This window comes from Myxococcus faecalis (assembly GCF_050039385.1).
Lineage (GTDB): Bacteria > Myxococcota > Myxococcia > Myxococcales > Myxococcaceae > Myxococcus > Myxococcus fulvus.
Genome location: NZ_CP144336.1, coordinates 3,772,371 through 3,786,640, shown reverse-complemented (window position 1 = coordinate 3,786,640; position 14,270 = coordinate 3,772,371). Strand labels below are relative to the sequence as shown.

13 protein-coding genes are annotated in these 14,270 nt (G+C 71.7%); 6 read left to right on the top strand and 7 right to left on the bottom strand.

What is annotated here, in order from left to right:
- Positions 1-4: 4 nt before the first annotated feature.
- Entirely contained in the window at positions 5-796 is a 792-nt protein-coding gene (locus VZQ01_RS14925) for a ceramidase (protein ID WP_426748175.1), read from the bottom strand.
- A 177-nt stretch (positions 797-973) separates the two neighbouring features.
- On the opposite strand from VZQ01_RS14925, the gene VZQ01_RS14920 reads away from it, so the two are divergent.
- The 3 genes from VZQ01_RS14920 to VZQ01_RS14910 all read left to right on the top strand — a co-directional run bounded on the left by VZQ01_RS14920 (position 974) and on the right by VZQ01_RS14910 (position 5,393).
- The gene (locus VZQ01_RS14920) at positions 974-3,424 is read left to right on the top strand and encodes an ABC transporter permease (protein WP_426748174.1); all 2,451 of its coding nucleotides are present in this window, start codon (positions 974-976) and stop codon (positions 3,422-3,424) included.
- Between the two features lie 74 nt (positions 3,425-3,498).
- Positions 3,499-4,305, top strand: coding sequence for a hypothetical protein (locus VZQ01_RS14915; RefSeq protein ID WP_426748173.1), 807 nt, complete (start codon positions 3,499-3,501; stop codon positions 4,303-4,305).
- A gap of 26 nt (positions 4,306-4,331) precedes the next feature.
- Positions 4,332-5,393 carry a putative metal-binding motif-containing protein gene (locus VZQ01_RS14910; RefSeq protein WP_426748172.1) on the top strand — a complete coding sequence of 354 codons (1,062 nt, stop codon included), beginning with the start codon at positions 4,332-4,334 and terminating at the stop codon, positions 5,391-5,393.
- 6 nt (positions 5,394-5,399) lie between these two features.
- Here the strand turns inward: VZQ01_RS14910 and ureG are convergent, their stop codons facing one another.
- From ureG to VZQ01_RS14885, 5 genes are all read right to left on the bottom strand, one after another.
- Positions 5,400-6,134, bottom strand: coding sequence for an urease accessory protein UreG (ureG, locus tag VZQ01_RS14905; RefSeq protein ID WP_426748171.1), 735 nt, complete (start codon positions 6,132-6,134; stop codon positions 5,400-5,402).
- Between the two features lie 12 nt (positions 6,135-6,146).
- Entirely contained in the window at positions 6,147-6,809 is a 663-nt protein-coding gene (locus tag VZQ01_RS14900; RefSeq protein ID WP_426748170.1) for an urease accessory protein UreF, read from the bottom strand.
- A 20-nt stretch (positions 6,810-6,829) separates the two neighbouring features.
- Positions 6,830-8,545 (bottom strand): urease subunit alpha, encoded by a 1,716-nt coding sequence (gene ureC, locus VZQ01_RS14895; protein WP_408888173.1) that lies wholly within the window; start codon positions 8,543-8,545, stop codon positions 6,830-6,832.
- Entirely contained in the window at positions 8,542-9,312 is a 771-nt protein-coding gene (ureA, locus tag VZQ01_RS14890) for an urease subunit gamma (RefSeq protein ID WP_223745908.1), read from the bottom strand. The genes ureC and ureA overlap by 4 nt, the downstream gene beginning before the upstream one ends.
- Positions 9,313-9,396: 84 nt before the next feature.
- Positions 9,397-10,233, bottom strand: a complete 837-nt coding sequence (locus VZQ01_RS14885) for an urease accessory protein UreD (protein WP_324289123.1) — start codon at positions 10,231-10,233, stop codon at positions 9,397-9,399.
- Positions 10,234-10,620: 387 nt separating this feature from the next.
- Between VZQ01_RS14885 and VZQ01_RS14880 the strand changes: the two genes are divergently transcribed.
- The 3 genes from VZQ01_RS14880 (at position 10,621) to VZQ01_RS14870 (ending at position 13,861) form a co-directional block, all read left to right on the top strand.
- Positions 10,621-11,811, top strand: coding sequence for a GTP-binding protein (locus VZQ01_RS14880; RefSeq protein WP_426748169.1), 1,191 nt, complete (start codon positions 10,621-10,623; stop codon positions 11,809-11,811).
- 281 nt (positions 11,812-12,092) lie between these two features.
- Positions 12,093-13,205 carry a saccharopine dehydrogenase family protein gene (locus VZQ01_RS14875; protein WP_223745910.1) on the top strand — a complete coding sequence of 371 codons (1,113 nt, stop codon included), beginning with the start codon at positions 12,093-12,095 and terminating at the stop codon, positions 13,203-13,205.
- The gene (locus VZQ01_RS14870) at positions 13,202-13,861 is read left to right on the top strand and encodes a TetR/AcrR family transcriptional regulator (RefSeq protein ID WP_223745911.1); all 660 of its coding nucleotides are present in this window, start codon (positions 13,202-13,204) and stop codon (positions 13,859-13,861) included. The genes VZQ01_RS14875 and VZQ01_RS14870 overlap by 4 nt, the downstream gene beginning before the upstream one ends.
- 10 nt (positions 13,862-13,871) lie before the next feature.
- Here the strand turns inward: VZQ01_RS14870 and VZQ01_RS14865 are convergent, their stop codons facing one another.
- A complete protein-coding gene (locus VZQ01_RS14865; RefSeq protein WP_223745912.1) occupies positions 13,872-14,228 on the bottom strand; it encodes a PilZ domain-containing protein in 357 nt (118 codons plus the stop codon).
- Positions 14,229-14,270 lie beyond the last annotated feature (42 nt).

The window sequence follows — 14,270 nt, the reverse complement described above, 5'->3', positions numbered from 1 at the left end:
CGCCTCACGTTCCGGGCGGCGTCAGTTTCACGCGCGGGACCACGCCCAGCAGCCTGCCGAGACGTGAGTCCTTCCCCAGCGTCCGCAGTCGCTCCTTCGCGATGACCAGGAGGAGCGCGTTGAACCCGAAGGCCACCAGCACGTGCCACCAGGCATGGAACTGGGGGTTGGGGATGCCGTGCGCGGGGAGCGTCTCGTTGAGCGTGGGGCAGAACTGGATGTCGCTGACCCACAGCACGATGGCGAGCGCATAGGACGCGATGCCGAGCTGGAACAGCCGCTTCGTGCTCGCATCCGGGCTGCGCCGCTGGAGGACGTAGGTGCGGCCGAGCGCGAAGAACTCCAGCGACGCGAAGCTCACCTGGAAGAGGAAGAACTGGAGCGCGCCGCGCGTGAAGGCCGTCAGGTACGTCACCAACACCGCGTGACAGAACAACAGCCACGGGAACCAGCGCCCGAAGCGCCGCTGGGGTCGGTCCTCCAGCAGGATGTAGACGATGACGATGGCCAGATAGAGCATCGGCAGCTCGTCCAGCATCTGGTGCTCGCGGCGCAGCGTCGTGTGGAACGCGGTGCTGCCCACGCCCACCAGCGCGAGCAGTCCGAAGGCGAGCAGGAACCGGCGCTCCAGCACGCGCCAGTGGAGCACGACGCCCAGCACGCCGACGAGGACCAGCACCAGGCTGGAGGCCGAGTTGAACAGCTCGCCGATGTGGAAGAAGTGCTGGTAGTTCGTCTCGCACCAATCCACGGTCGAGGTGCTCGGGCCCCAGTAGCCCGTGGGAATCGCGGACATGTGGGGTCCAGCGTAGCACCGGGTGACTCCCTCGGGCCCGTGTGGCGCGTTCCACGTCTGGGATGCGCGCGTCCCAGAAGCGGAGCGGCGGCCTCACCGAGGACAGGCGCGCCGAGGGCGTCCCGCATGGCACGCTAATTCCATGCCCGGGGAGATTCCCCGAGCGGAGGACGCGGCATGACGGCAGTCTGGCAGGACCTTCGATATGCCGTGCGGGGTCTGTGGCGCGCTCCGGGCTTCACGCTGGTGGTGGTGCTCGTGCTGTCACTGGGCATCGGCGCGAACGTGAGCTTCTTCTCCGTGTTGCAGGGCGTGTTGCTCAGGCCCTTGCCGTACACGGCGCCGGAGCGGCTGGTCGTCCTGCAGCAGGAGAAGCAGGGGGAGCTGGGCGGCGTCGCGTATCCGAACCTGCTCGACTGGCGCGCGGGCGCCACGTCCTTCGAGCGCATCGCCGTGTACACCTCCACGCGCTTCACGCTGAGCGGCGACGGCGAGGCGACGCGGGTCACGGGCGCCATCGTCTCCGCGGACCTGTTCCCGTTGCTGGGCACGTCGGCGCTGCTGGGGCGCACCTTCCTTCCCGAGGAGGACCGGCTTGGCGGGGGGCCCGACGGCACGCGTCCGGTGGTGTTGAGTCATGCATTCTGGCGCAAGCACTTCCCTGGCGCGAGAGAAGGAGACCCGGGCGTGCTGGGGCGCGTGGTGCGGTTGGACGAGCTGCCCTTCACCATCATCGGCGTGTTGCCGGAGGGCTTCACCTTCCCGCTCCAGCGCGAGTCCGCGGACCTGTGGGTCAGCGTGGCGGTGGACGCGGAGCCGAGCGTGTACGGCGGCACCATTCCCACCAGCCGGGGCTACATGCGCTACGACGCGGCCCTCGCCCGGCTGAAGCGCGGCGTCTCGCTGGAGGCGGGGCGGCGGGAGATGGACACGCTCTCAACGGAGCTCGCGAGGACGTATCCGGACGCCAGCTCGTACACGCAGGTGCGGGTCGTCTCCGGACACGAGCGCCTGGTCGGGCCCATCCGGCCGGTGTTGTGGCTGCTCTTCGGCGCCGTCGTCTGCGTGCTGCTCATCGGCTGCGTCAACGTCGCGAACCTGTTGCTGGCCCGGGCCACCGTGCGGCGCCGCGAGGTGGCGGTGCGCCTGGCCCTGGGCGCCAGCCGCGCGCGCGTCGTCCAATGGATGCTCACGGAGAGCGGGGTGCTGTCGCTGCTCGGTGGCGCCCTGGGGCTGCTGCTCGCCGTGTGGGGGGTGGACGTGTTCAAGGCGTTCGCGCCGCCCGGCGTGCCCCGGCTCGACGAGGTGCGGGTGGACGCGGTCGCGGCCAGCTTCGCGATGGTGCTGTCGCTGGTGACGGCGCTCGCCTGCGGGCTCTTTCCCGCGCTCAGCGCCACAGAGCCGGGGCTGCGCGAGGCGCTCAAGGACGCGGCCCGGGGAACGACTGGGGGCCGCGCGGCCCTGCGCGTGCGCGGCGCGCTGGTGGTGGCGCAGACGGCGCTGGCGCTGGTGCTGCTGGTGGGCGCGGCGCTGCTGGTGAACAGCCTGGTGCGCCTCACCCAGGTGGACCCGGGCTTCGACACGCGCGGGGTGCTCGCGGTGGGACTGGACCTGCCGGTCTCCCGCTATCCGATGCGCTCGTCGGCTGTAAGCGCGTTCTACGCGCGACTGACGGAGCGGCTGGGCGGGGTGCCCGGGGTGCTCTCCGTGAGCACCGCCGAGTTCCTGCCCCTGAGCGGCCTGGACAACGGCACCAGCGTACAACTGGAGGGGGCGCCCCCGCGCAAGGACGAGGCGCGACTGCGCTTCGTGGGCCTCGACTACTTCCGCACGCTGGGCATCTCGCGGGTCTCCGGCCGGGACTTCACGGTGGCCGATGACCGGACGGCGCCTCCGGTGGTGCTGGTGAACGAGGCCTTCGTCCGTCGCCACCTGGAGGGGAAGTCCCCGCTGGGGCGCCGGCTGCGACTGGGCTGGGGCGGGGAGGCGCCCAAGGAGATTGTCGGCGTGGTGCGGGATGTGCGGCACCAGTCGCTGGGCGCCGCGCCGGAGCCGGAGGTATATGTCCCTCACGCGCAGTTCCCGCTCAACGCCCTGACGGTGTTCCTGCGCACGTCTCGCGACCCGATGTCCCTGCTGCCCACCGTGCGCGCGGAGGTGCGGGCCCTGGACGCGGGGCTCGCGCTGTCGGAGGCGCGGACGGTGGAGGGCCTCGTCGACGAGGCGCTGGTGCCCCAGCGCTTCGTGACGCTCCTGCTCGGGGCCTTCGCGGGGGCGGCGCTGGTGCTGACGCTGCTGGGGCTGGCGGGTGTGATGGCGTACACGGTGGCGCAGCGCACGCACGAGTTCGGAGTGAGGGCCGCGCTGGGGGCCCAGGCGTCGGACGTGTTGTGGCTGGTGCTGCGGCAGGGCGTCCAGCGCATCCTCGCGGGCGTGGCGCTGGGGCTCGTGGGTGCGCTCGTGCTCTCGCGACTGCTCGGGCGCTGGCTCCATGGCGTCACCGCGACGGACCCGTGGACCTTCCTGGGGGTCTGCGTGCTGTTGACGGCCTGCGGGCTCCTGGCCTGCTACCTGCCGGCCCGGAAGGCGATGCGAGTCTCGCCGCTGGTGGCGATGCGCGCGGATTGAAGCGCGCTGGCGAAGGAACCCGGGGCGCCCCGTTGGAGATGCACGGTCGCATCGCCGGCCGGAGGGGGAATCCCATGCCGCTGTCCTCGTCGCTCGTCGGAGTGTTCCGTCGTGGTGTCCTCGCGCTGGCCGGGCTGTCGCTCGGCGCCTGTTCGCTGTCGCCCACGGACGGACAGCTCGCCGACTCGCGCACCGTCAGCCTCACGTTCGAGGGCGCCAGCCTCAAGCCGTCGCAGACGATTCGCTTCGAGGTGCACTCGGGCGGCGCCACGCCCGCCGTGTTCGCCTCCACGACGACGCGCGCCACGCCCACGCGCATCCAGGACCTGGATTACTTCCAGTGGAGCACCTCGGCGGTGATTCCCTCCAGTCGCTGGGTGGCGGGCACCACGGGCTACTTCGCGCGCATCCGCACCCGGCTGGTGGCGAACCTGGCCAACGGCAGTGACTCCATCGCGTACACCTTCCCGCCGGACTGGTCGAGCTGCTACTCGGAGTACCCGGCCGCCGGGGACTTCGTCGTCAACTGCCAGAGCCCCCACAGCCCGGACGCGTACGTCTACACGCGGGACTTCCCCACGGGCGTGGACCTCATCGTCAAGGACATGCGCCCGCCGTCGTCGTCGCCGAACGGGAAGACGACCGTCGTCGTGCGCAACAACGGCCGCTTCGGCAAGGTGACGGGCGTGGCGTGCTTCCAGTCGGGCCGTCAGGCGGGCATCTCCGAGGAGCGGGTCGTCGCGCCCGGACAAGAGGTGGAGATTGAACTGTCCTATTGGCCGGACCCCGCGTTCCCGAGCACCTGCTCGGTGGGCGGCGTGTCGGAGAGCGGCGCGGCGGAGCCGAACACCGGCAACAACTCGCGCGTCGAGTACTTCTGAGCCACGGCACGCAAGGGGACGCACTCATGTACGCGCTGCTGCTGACGCTGGCCCTCGCGAGCACGCCGAGGGCCTGCTACCCCATCACCCAGGACGCGGACCGGGACGGCTATGCCAGGGCGGGGGCGCTCGCGGTCATCATCCCCGTCCCCGGCCTGTACTGTCCCGCGGGGTACGTGCCGGCTTCGGGGGACTGCGACGACGACAACCGGAGCATCCACCCGAATCAGCGCGAGCTGCCCTTCAACGGCGTGGATGACAACTGCCGCGACGGCGCGGACGAGGTGCGCTGGGTGTACTCGGCAACGCCGGCGAACACCCCGACGAGCGCGCGGATGCTGGCCATCATCAACGACGAGGACGCGGTGCGCGCGGGCGCGGAGGACCGGCTCTACCTCCACCTCGAGTACTCGCCGCTGGCCAGCGCCGAGCTCACCACCGTCCTCTCCCCGCTGAAGGTGCGGGACGTGGACTGGGACGCGCCGTTCGTGTCCCTCTCGTTGGGCGGGCTGGTGTCCGGTGACGTCTACCGCATCCGCATCCGCTTCCTCCGGCGTGACGTGAGCGCCGCGGGCGGGGTGACGTACGTCCGGGTGACGGGGCTGAGCCCCTGGTACTACACGATGACGGTGGGCGGCTCCGCGCTGGAGCGGGCGCGGACGGACATCGTGAACCTGGCCCTCCTCCAGGCGGATGACTCGGACTCGGGGCTGGTGGGCTACGCGGGGCTGCAGCGCGACGGCACCCGCTACGGCGCGGCCTCCGACGAGAAGTGGTGCTCGGAGTTCTATGCGTGGAGCGCGGGCCGCTTCACCACCGTGGGCGGCGACGACGTCTGGGAGGTGCTGGGCGCGTTCGGCGGAAACGTGCGCGACAACAGCCACCTGGGCATCTACGCCCGGCCCGGGGACTACATGGCCGTGAATGACCACGGCCACTCGACGCTGTTGCTCGCCTACGACGTCTCCACCTCGCCCGCAAGGCTGTGGACGGTGGAGGGCAACTACGGCAACCGCGTGGAGGTCGTGACCCGCGGCGTGGAGACGGTGAACGCGCTGGGGCGGCTGCACGAGTCCATGTTGCGCTGAGCGACGTCAGCCCGCCTGGGCCCCGGTGCGCTGCTTCCACGCGGTGAGCAGGTGCTCGACGACGACGTCCAGGCCCACGCCCTGGGTGACCTGGGTGAAGACGAAGGGGCCGTCGCCGCGCATCTTCTTCGCGTCGCGCTCCATGACGCCCAGGTCCGCGCCCACGTGGGGCGCCAGGTCCGTCTTGTTGATGATGAGCAAGTCGGACTGGGTGATGCCCGGGCCTCCCTTTCGCGGCACCTTGTCCCCGCCCGCCACGTCGATGACGTACACGGTGTAGTCCGCCAGCTCCCGGCTGTACTGCGCCGCCAGGTTGTCGCCGCCGCTCTCCACGATGAGCAGCTCCGGCGTCAGCTCCTCCATGAGCTGCTCGAGCGCCAGCAGGTTGTGGCTGATGTCCTCGCGGATGGCCGCGTGCGGGCAGCCTCCCGTCTCCACCGCCTTGATGCGCTCGGGTGAGAGCGCGTGGTTTCGCACCAGGAACTCCGCGTCCTCCTGGGTGAAGATGTCGTTGGTCACCACGCCCAGCCGGTGGCGCTCACGCAGCGCGCGGCACAGCGCCAGCACCAGCGCCGTCTTCCCGCTGCCCACCGGCCCGCCGATGCCGATGGTGAAGGCGCGCGCCTGGTAATCACGCCGCTTCGGCTCCTCGCGCTCGTGGAAGTGGCCCGGGTGCTCCCACTCCTCATGCGTGTGGTCGTGCTCATCGTCGTGGCCGTGGCCCCTGTGGTCGTCGTGCATGTGCGCTTCACCTCAGGACAGGAAGAGCCTCGAATAGAGGCGGTCGTGCGTGGAACCCAACAAGTCCAACAATGGCGAGGGCTGCGCGAGCGCCTCCAACCCCAGCCCCGCGCAGCGCTCCAGCACCGCGTCCAACAGCGGCGTCGCCTGGTGCTGGAGCTGGTGCGACTCGTGCGTGCCGACGATGCCCAGCCGCACCGCCGCCGACAGCGCGCCGCGCAGCGTGAGCGACAGGTGCAGCCGCTGCGCCTCCGACAGCTCCACCTCCAGCGCGCGGACCACCGCCCCGAACACCGGCGCGTGGTGGAAGCCAAGCCCCGCGGCCCTCGCCGACTCGCGCAGCGGCCCCACCGGCCCGGGGAAGATGCGCGCGCACGTGTCCAGGAAGGCCCGGCCCTGCGTGCGGCTGGCCCGGTGCGCGACATGGCTGGTGAGGAACGCGTCCGCCCGCGCGTCCAGCTCCGGCAGCCGCGAGGCCTCGCGGTGCGCCGCGCTCAACAGCGGCAGGGCGCCATGCCCCGCCTGCCACAACAGCTCTCGCGTGAAGCGGCGAAGCTCCGGTGCGCCGCGCACCTCGCCGGCCTGCACCGCCGCCTCCAGCCCTCCCGAGTGGGCGAAGCCCCCCGTGGGAAAGCCCGAGTCCGCCAGCTGGAGCACCTTCCAGGACGAGCCCATGCGCGTGAGTCCCCGTCCTTTCAGAACAGCGAGTAGCGCTGCGCCAGCGGCAGTCGGACGGCGGCCTCGCAGCGGAGCAGCTCCCCATCCGCGCGCACCTCGTAGGTCTCCGGGTCCACGGTGATGACGGGCAGGGCGTCGTTGAGCCGCATGTCGCGCTTGCCCAGTCCCCGGCACCGCTTCACCGCGACGGCGCGCTTGCCCAGGCCCAGCTCGCGCGTGGTGCCCTCGGCCAGCGCGCGCGGTGAGACGAACACGAGGCTGGTGGCCCCGAGCGCCCGGCCCCTGGCGCCGAACATGGGCCGCATCATGAACGGCTGCGGCGTGGGGATGGACGCGTTGGCGTCCCCCATCTGTCCCCAGGCGATGAAGCCGCCCTTGAGCACCAGCTCCGGGCGGATGCCGAAGAAGGCCGGGCGCCACAGCACCAGGTCCGCCAGCTTCCCCACCTCCACCGAGCCCACCTCGTGCGACAGCCCGTGGGCGATGGCCGGGTTGATGGTGTACTTGGCCACGTAGCGGCGGATGCGCAGGTTGTCGTTGTCACCCTGCTCGCCGGACAGCCGCCCGCGCTGCTCGCGCATCTTGTGCGCCGTCTGCCACGTGCGACAGATGACCTCGCCCACCCTCCCCATGGCCTGGCTGTCCGAGGACATGATGCTGATGGCGCCCAGGTCGTGGAGGATGTCCTCCGCGGCGATGGTCTCGCCCCGGATGCGGCTCTCCGCGAAGGCGACGTCCTCGGGGATGCCCGGGTCCAGGTGGTGGCAGACCATGAGCATGTCCAGGTGCTCGTCCAGCGTGTTCACCGTGTACGGGCGCGTGGGGTTGGTGGACGAGGGCAGCACGTGGTCCACGCCGCACACGCGGATGATGTCCGGCGCGTGGCCGCCGCCCGCGCCCTCCGAGTGGTACGTGTGGATGGTGCGGCCCTTGATGGCCGCGAGCGAGTCATCCACGTAGCCCGACTCGTTGAGCGTGTCGGTGTGGATGGTGACCTGCACGTCCTCGTCCTCGGCCACGGTGAGGCAGGTGTCGATGGCGGCGGGCGTGGTGCCCCAGTCCTCGTGCAGCTTCAGGCCGATGGCGCCCGCGCGAATCTGGTCCACCAGGCCGTGGGGCAGGGACGTGTTGCCCTTGCCGGTCAGGCCGATGTTGAGCGGCAGCGTGTCGGTGGCCTGGAGCATCCGCTGCAGGTTCCACGCGCCCGGCGTGCACGTGGTGGCCTTGGTGCCGGTGGCGGGGCCGGTGCCGCCGCCCACCCAGGTGGTGATGCCGCTGGCGAGCGCCTCGTCCGCCTGCTGCGGGCAGATGAAGTGGATGTGCGTGTCCAGGCCGCCCGCGGTGACGACGTGTCCCTCCGCGGAGAGGGCCTCCGTCGTCACGCCCACCACCATGCCGGGCGTCACGCCGGCCATGATGTCCGGGTTGCCCGCCTTGCCGATGCCGACGATGCGGCCCGCCTTGACGCCGATGTCCGCCTTGTAGATGCCCGTCCAGTCGAGGATGAGCGCGTTGGTGATGACCAGGTCCAGCGCGTCCGCGTCGCCCACGCCCGCGCGCTGGCCCATGCCCTCGCGCAGCACCTTGCCGCCGCCGAACTTGCACTCGTCCCCGTAGACGGTGGCGTCGCGCTCCACCTGGGCCCACAGGCCCGTGTCGCCCAGCCGCACCTTGTCCCCGGTGGTGGGGCCGAACATGTCCGCGTAGTGGCGACGGTCCATCTTCCGGCTCATTCGCGCTCCTCCTCGTGGCCGAAGCCCTGCTCGCGGACCTGCGCCATCGCGCGCTCACGGTTCTCGGCGGACACCTTGCCGCTGCCCAGCGCGTTGCCGCCCCGCACCACCTGCTCGCCCGCGATGGCGACCAGGCTCACCGTCTTCGTCTCCCCCGGCTCGAACCGCACCGCCGTCCCCGCGGGGATGTCCAGGCGGTGGCCGTAGGCCTTCTCCCGGTCGAACACGAGCGCGCGGTTCGTCTCGAAGAAGGGGTAGTGGCTGCCCACCTGGATGGGGCGGTCTCCCCGGTGCGTGACGCGGAGAAAGACGCTGTCGCGGCCCGCGTTGAGCTCCACCTCGCCGGGCAGCACGCGCACCTCGCCGGGGATGCCGTCGTCCGCCGCGGTGGAGGCCGTGAAGCGCTCCCGTGGGGGCACCGGCAGGAAGCTGCCGTACAGCGCGAGCTCCAGGTCGCCGTGCTCGGCGACGATGGGGTGGTGCACCGTCACCAGCTTGGAGCCGTCCGGGAAGGTGCCCTCCACCTGCACCTCCGCGAGCATCTCCGGCACCCCCCGCATCACCTGCGCGCGCCCCAGCAGCTTGCGCCCCAGGTCCATCAGCTCCGCCACGCTCCTGCCGTCACGGATGAACTCCAGCAACTGCGTGGCGATGAGCGCGACGGCCTCCGGGTAGCTCAGCCGGACGCCTCGGGCGAGCCGCTTCTGGGCCAGGAAGCCCGCCTGATGCAGCAACAGCTTGTCGACGTCTCGAGGGGACAGGTGCACGCGCGCGACTCCCGGGGTTCGACGGCGCCATGACTTGATGCGTCAACACTAGTGCAGGGCCGGGGTGCGCCGCCAGGAGGGGGCTCACACGCGGCGGGCCCAGGGGTCGTCCCCGAGGAGGGCGGGGAGGAAGGACAGCCAGTCGTGGGTGGTGCGCACCAGGGACTCGACGGAGACGGCGGCGGCGCGCAGGAGCAGGCCGTGGGGGCCCAGGGGGCTGGCGGAGGGGACGAGGTCGGCGCGTGGGGTGACGGGCAGCGCGGTGACGCGGGCGAGCAGGGCCTCGCGGGCGGTGGCCAGGGCGGGGCCGACGAGGAGGAGGGAGGCCATGGCCTCGAAGCGGCCGAGCCGCTCGCGCAGGGGGCCGTGGGTGGGGTCCAAGAGCCAGCGCTCGTCGACGAGGGCGCGCTCGCCCACGTGGACGCGCAGGGTGGAGGCGTAGTGGGAGAAGGCCCAGCGCTCGCCGCTGGCGCTGCGGCCGGAGGTGACGATGTCGGCGAGGACGAGCGACGCGGTGGGCGCGAGCCGGAAGGCGAGTGTCTGGGCGTAGCGCGCGCCGGAGAAGCACGCGGTGGGGTCCGGCACCCACGCGAGCAGGGCGTCGTCGCCCACGCGGGCGGACACGTCGCTCGTGCAGCCGGAGGGGGAGCGGTAGACGCGGTTGGCGCCCTGGGAGGACAGCCACGCGGTGGCGCCGGGGGCCACGTCGAGGTCGAGGCGGAGCGAGTCTCCGTCCACCAGCCCGCCGCCGAACGAGCTGGTGTACGCCCACGCGGCGTGGCCGTGGTTGCGCGGGGTGAGCAGTCGCAGCGGGCTGTGCGCCAGCGCGGTGCTCACCACGGTGCGCCCCCCCGCGCGCTCGAAGGCGAGCCGGGCGAAGCCCGCGCGTCGGGGTGTCTCGGAGGAGGGGACCTGGCTCACGTGGCTGGAGCCTGGACCAGTTGGCGCCCGAGGGAAAGGGGCCACCTCGCGTCAGACCTCCAGGGGCGTCGCGCGACGTTGCTCCCCTTGGACAGGCATTCTCCCGAGCCCCCCGCCGCATCACCTCTCTGCGGGGCTCCCGTGGCGACACGGGGGCCGGGGCTCGGGGAGCTCATGCGGGTGATACCCAGACACGATGTCTGGTGTTGCAGCGAAACGGCAGGCAGGGAAGCCCAGGGTCGGTCCAGTCTGCGGGATGGCGGACGCCTCGTTCGTTCCGGTTGATGCAGTTCTCCTGAATTGACAGACAACCTGTGTCTCCCAGTGATTTTCCTGGGATTTATCGCGGGCCGGCGCATCGGCGGACCGGTCACGGTGAGGAATGTCATGCGTGTGCAGGCGGAGCTCGAATCTCTCAAGCCCCGAGTGAACATCGGCGTGCTGGGCCACCAGGGCCACGGCAAGACGACCCTGACGGCGGCCATCACGAAGCTGCTGGCGAAGTCGGGTGATGCCCCGGTCTGGTCGCCGACGGGGTGGGGCACGGCCAGACAGACGCGGGCCCGGGGAACCTCCCTCTCGATGATGCACATGGAATGTCAGACGTCGAATCGGCGCTATTCGCACGTGGACCCTCCGTCGCATGTGGACTGCGTGAAGGGGCTGCTGACGGGGGCGACGCCGATGGATGGGGCCATCCTGGTCGTGTCGGCGGACGAGGGCCCCATGCCCCAGACGCGCGAGTACATCCGCCTGGCGCGCGAGGCCGGCATCAAGTCCATCGTGGTCTTCCTGAACAAGTGGCGCCTGATGGACGACCCGGAGATCCGCGAGCTGGTGGAGCAGGATGTCCGGACGCTGCTGAAGTCGTATGACTTCCCGGGCGATGAGACGCCCATCGTCATCGGCTCGGCGCAGAGGGCGCTGGCGGGCGACACGGGGGCGTGGGGGGAGCCGGCCATCCAGCGACTGCTGGAGGTGGTGGACCGCTCCATCACCCCGCCCAGGTGCGCGACGCGCGAGCCGTTCCTGATGCCGGTGCAGGGGGTGCGCTTCATCATCGGTCGCGGCGCGGTGGTGGGAGGGCGGGTGGAGCGCGGCACGCTCCAGCTCCACGAAGAGGTGGAGGTGGTGGGCCTGGGGCCGACGCTGAAGACGGTGGTGACGAGCATCGGGCGGTTCCACGAGCCACTGCGTGAAGGCCGGGTGGGCGACAAGGTCGACGTGCGGGTCCGCGGCCTGGAGAGCTGGAGCCTGAAGCGTGGGCAGGTGCTGGCCAGGCCCGGCAGCATCCGCGCGCACCACCGGTTCATCGCGCGGGTCTACCTGCTGCCCCGGGCCGATGGGGGGCGACACGGCGTGCTGCTCGACGATGACCGCCTGCGGTTCTGCCTCCATGGGACGGACATGATGGGGGCGGTGAAGCTCTTGGAGGGGGAGCGGTTGGGGAAGCCGGGCGACAGCCTCCTGCTGCTGGTGGAGCTCACCGACCCCGTCGCGCTGGAGGAGACGCTGCGCTTCGAGGTGCGCGACGGCGGCCGCACCGTGGGCGTCGGCATCGTGACGAAGGTCTGCTGAGCCGCCCCCTCGCGGTCATCTCCAGGTACCGGGTTGCTGGCTTCCTTGTCGAGGCCGGGGGGAGAGGTGCGTCGCGTCCTTCGTTCCGGTCGCCCCGATGCGCTCCAAGGCTGCTTTGCTCTCCTCCGAGACGATGATGGCGATGGGCCATCCCCCTGTCCGGAACACCTTCGCCCCGTCCACCTCCGGCTCCCGGGCGATTGTCGTGAAAATTAGGTCGAACGACCTATATTGTCCTCCCGTGAGGCACGGACGGTCCGTGTCCGTGCACGGGAGTCTTCATGGAGTCCGAGGGAAGCGTCGTCCTGGTGGGTGGCTATGGCGTGGTGGGAGTCCGGCTCGCCCGGCTCTTGAGGGAGCGGCACCCGAAGCTGCCGCTGGTCATCGCCGGACGCCGGCAGGAGCAGGCCGCCGCGCTCGCCTCCCAGCTCGGGCTGGCCCAGGGCGTGGCGATGGACATCCGCGCCAGGGACCCGCTGGCCGTGCTGAAGGGCAGGCCCGCCGCCGTCGTCACCCTGGTGAACGACCCCGAGGACCACCTCCTCGTCTGGGCCGCGCGCGCCGGGGTGCCGCTGTTGGACATCACCCGATGGACCTCGCGCATGCGCTCCGCGATGTTGCGCCTGTCGGGCACGCCCCCTCGCGCGCCCGTGCTGCTGGGCTCCTCGTGGATGGCGGGGCTGGTGCCTCGCCTGGTCGCCGTGGCCGCCGCGCGCGTGGGGGCGCTGGCCCAGGTGGACGTGGGCATCCGCTTCGCGCTCGCCGACGTGGCGGGACCGGACTCCCTCGAGTACATGGACCGGCTGGCCCTGTCCTTCGAGGTGAAGGAGGACGGCCAGGAGCGCCACGTGCTGCCGCTGACGGATGGACGGAAGGTGACCTTCTCCGACGGGAAGAGCACGCGGGTGTTCCGCCTGGACACGCCCGAGCAGGCCACGCTGCCCGCGGTGCTGGGCGCGCGCGGCGTGGCGACGCGGATGGGCTTCGACGCGGACTCCGCCACCTGGGCCCTGGTGGTCCTCCAGCGGCTCGGCGTGCTCAAGCTGCTTCAGCATCCCCGCCTGACGCGCCTGCGCCGCGCGCTGCTCGCCACCAGCAACAAGGGCGGTGACGCGGCCTGGGTCGCGGACGTGGTGGGCGAACGCGGCCGCGTCCGGGTCGAGGTGGTCGACCCCAAGGGCCAGGCCCACCTGACGGCCGTGGGCGCGCTGCTCGGCGTGGAGCGGCTGCTCGGCGTCGACGGCGCGCCGCCGCACGCCCCCGGCGTGTGGTTCCCCGAGCACGAGCCCCGCGCCGAGCACGCCCTCGCGGCGCTGCGCGCGTGCGGCGTCCAGGTGCGCCTCGACGAGTCGCTCGTCGGCGCCGCCCCCGTCCCGTCGATGGTGGCCGCGTGAGCCCCCGCCGCGCGAGCAAGCCGCCCGGCACGCTCCCCTCCGCGAAGCCCCGCGCGGGCACCGCCGTCCACGCGAAGGGCCACGAGCGCGTGGAGCGCATCCTCGACGCGGCCATGGACGTCCTCGTGGAGGAGGGCTCCGCGGGCCTCGCCCTGCGCGGCGTGGCCCAGCGCGCGGGGCTGAGCCTGGGCAACCTCCAGTACTACTTCCCCACCAGGCAGGACGTGGTGCGCGCGCTCCTGTCGCGCTACCTGGAGGCCGCCATCCGCCACGTCCGCGAGCGCATGGACGGCGCGGGCACGCACCCCGACCAGCGGCTGCGACACGCGCTGGACGCCATCCTGGAGGACCAGGAGTCCCCCCGGCACTTCCAGCTCTTCGCCGAGCTGTGGGCCCTGGCCGCGAGGGACACCATGGTGGCCGAGGCGCTCGGGGTCTTCTACGCGGGCTATCGCGAGGGGCTCGTCGAGCTGCTCACGCCGCTGACCCCCGGGCTCACGCCCGCGCGCCGTGAGCGGCGAGCCGCCCTGTTGATGGCCTTCTTCGAGGGCCTGTCCCTCTTCCGCGGCGGCGGCAGCCTGCGCTCCGTGGCGGTGCCGGGACTGGAGCAGGAGCTGCGCGCCCTCTGGGCCGACTGGACGACCCCGCCCGAATGACGGCGCGCCTTCAGTCCTCGGCGACGAGCACCGACTTGAGGCGCTCGAGCGCCTCCGGGGGGACGTCCATGAACGCGAGCCCCACCTCGTAGACGGCCGCCGCGTCCTTGGGCAGCTTGCGCAGCCACGCGACGCGCGCGCGACACTCCAGCGTCGTGCCGTCCCCCAGGAACAGGTCCACCTCCAGGTTGCTGCCCTCGGTGTACGCGTCGTCGGAGTAGATGCGCACGCCGCCGAGGCTCGCATCCAGCACCCGCTGCTTGTCCCCGAACTTCAGTCGCGCCGGGCGCGCATAGAGCGGCGCCTGGAGGCGAGGGAACGAACGGCGGTCATCCGCCAGGCTGCTCTTCTGACTTGCTGGGTTCATCATCGGCGCTCCCCCCGTCAGGATCCGGCGGGTCTCACGGGC

What these genes read in the sequence shown, in the direction of transcription:
- VZQ01_RS14925 (WP_426748175.1), bottom strand. Translation starts at nt 796, where the DNA reads ATGTCCGCGATTCCCACGGGCTACTGGGGCCCGAGCACCTCGACCGTG.
- VZQ01_RS14920 (WP_426748174.1), top strand. Translation starts at nt 974, where the DNA reads ATGACGGCAGTCTGGCAGGACCTTCGATATGCCGTGCGGGGTCTGTGG.
- VZQ01_RS14915 (WP_426748173.1), top strand. Translation starts at nt 3,499, where the DNA reads ATGCCGCTGTCCTCGTCGCTCGTCGGAGTGTTCCGTCGTGGTGTCCTC.
- VZQ01_RS14910 (WP_426748172.1), top strand. Translation starts at nt 4,332, where the DNA reads ATGTACGCGCTGCTGCTGACGCTGGCCCTCGCGAGCACGCCGAGGGCC.
- ureG (WP_426748171.1), bottom strand. Translation starts at nt 6,134, where the DNA reads ATGCACGACGACCACAGGGGCCACGGCCACGACGATGAGCACGACCAC.
- VZQ01_RS14900 (WP_426748170.1), bottom strand. Translation starts at nt 6,809, where the DNA reads ATGGGCTCGTCCTGGAAGGTGCTCCAGCTGGCGGACTCGGGCTTTCCC.
- ureC (WP_408888173.1), bottom strand. Translation starts at nt 8,545, where the DNA reads ATGAGCCGGAAGATGGACCGTCGCCACTACGCGGACATGTTCGGCCCC.
- VZQ01_RS14880 (WP_426748169.1), top strand. Translation starts at nt 10,621, where the DNA reads ATGCGTGTGCAGGCGGAGCTCGAATCTCTCAAGCCCCGAGTGAACATC.
- VZQ01_RS14875 (WP_223745910.1), top strand. Translation starts at nt 12,093, where the DNA reads ATGGAGTCCGAGGGAAGCGTCGTCCTGGTGGGTGGCTATGGCGTGGTG.
- VZQ01_RS14865 (WP_223745912.1), bottom strand. Translation starts at nt 14,228, where the DNA reads ATGAACCCAGCAAGTCAGAAGAGCAGCCTGGCGGATGACCGCCGTTCG.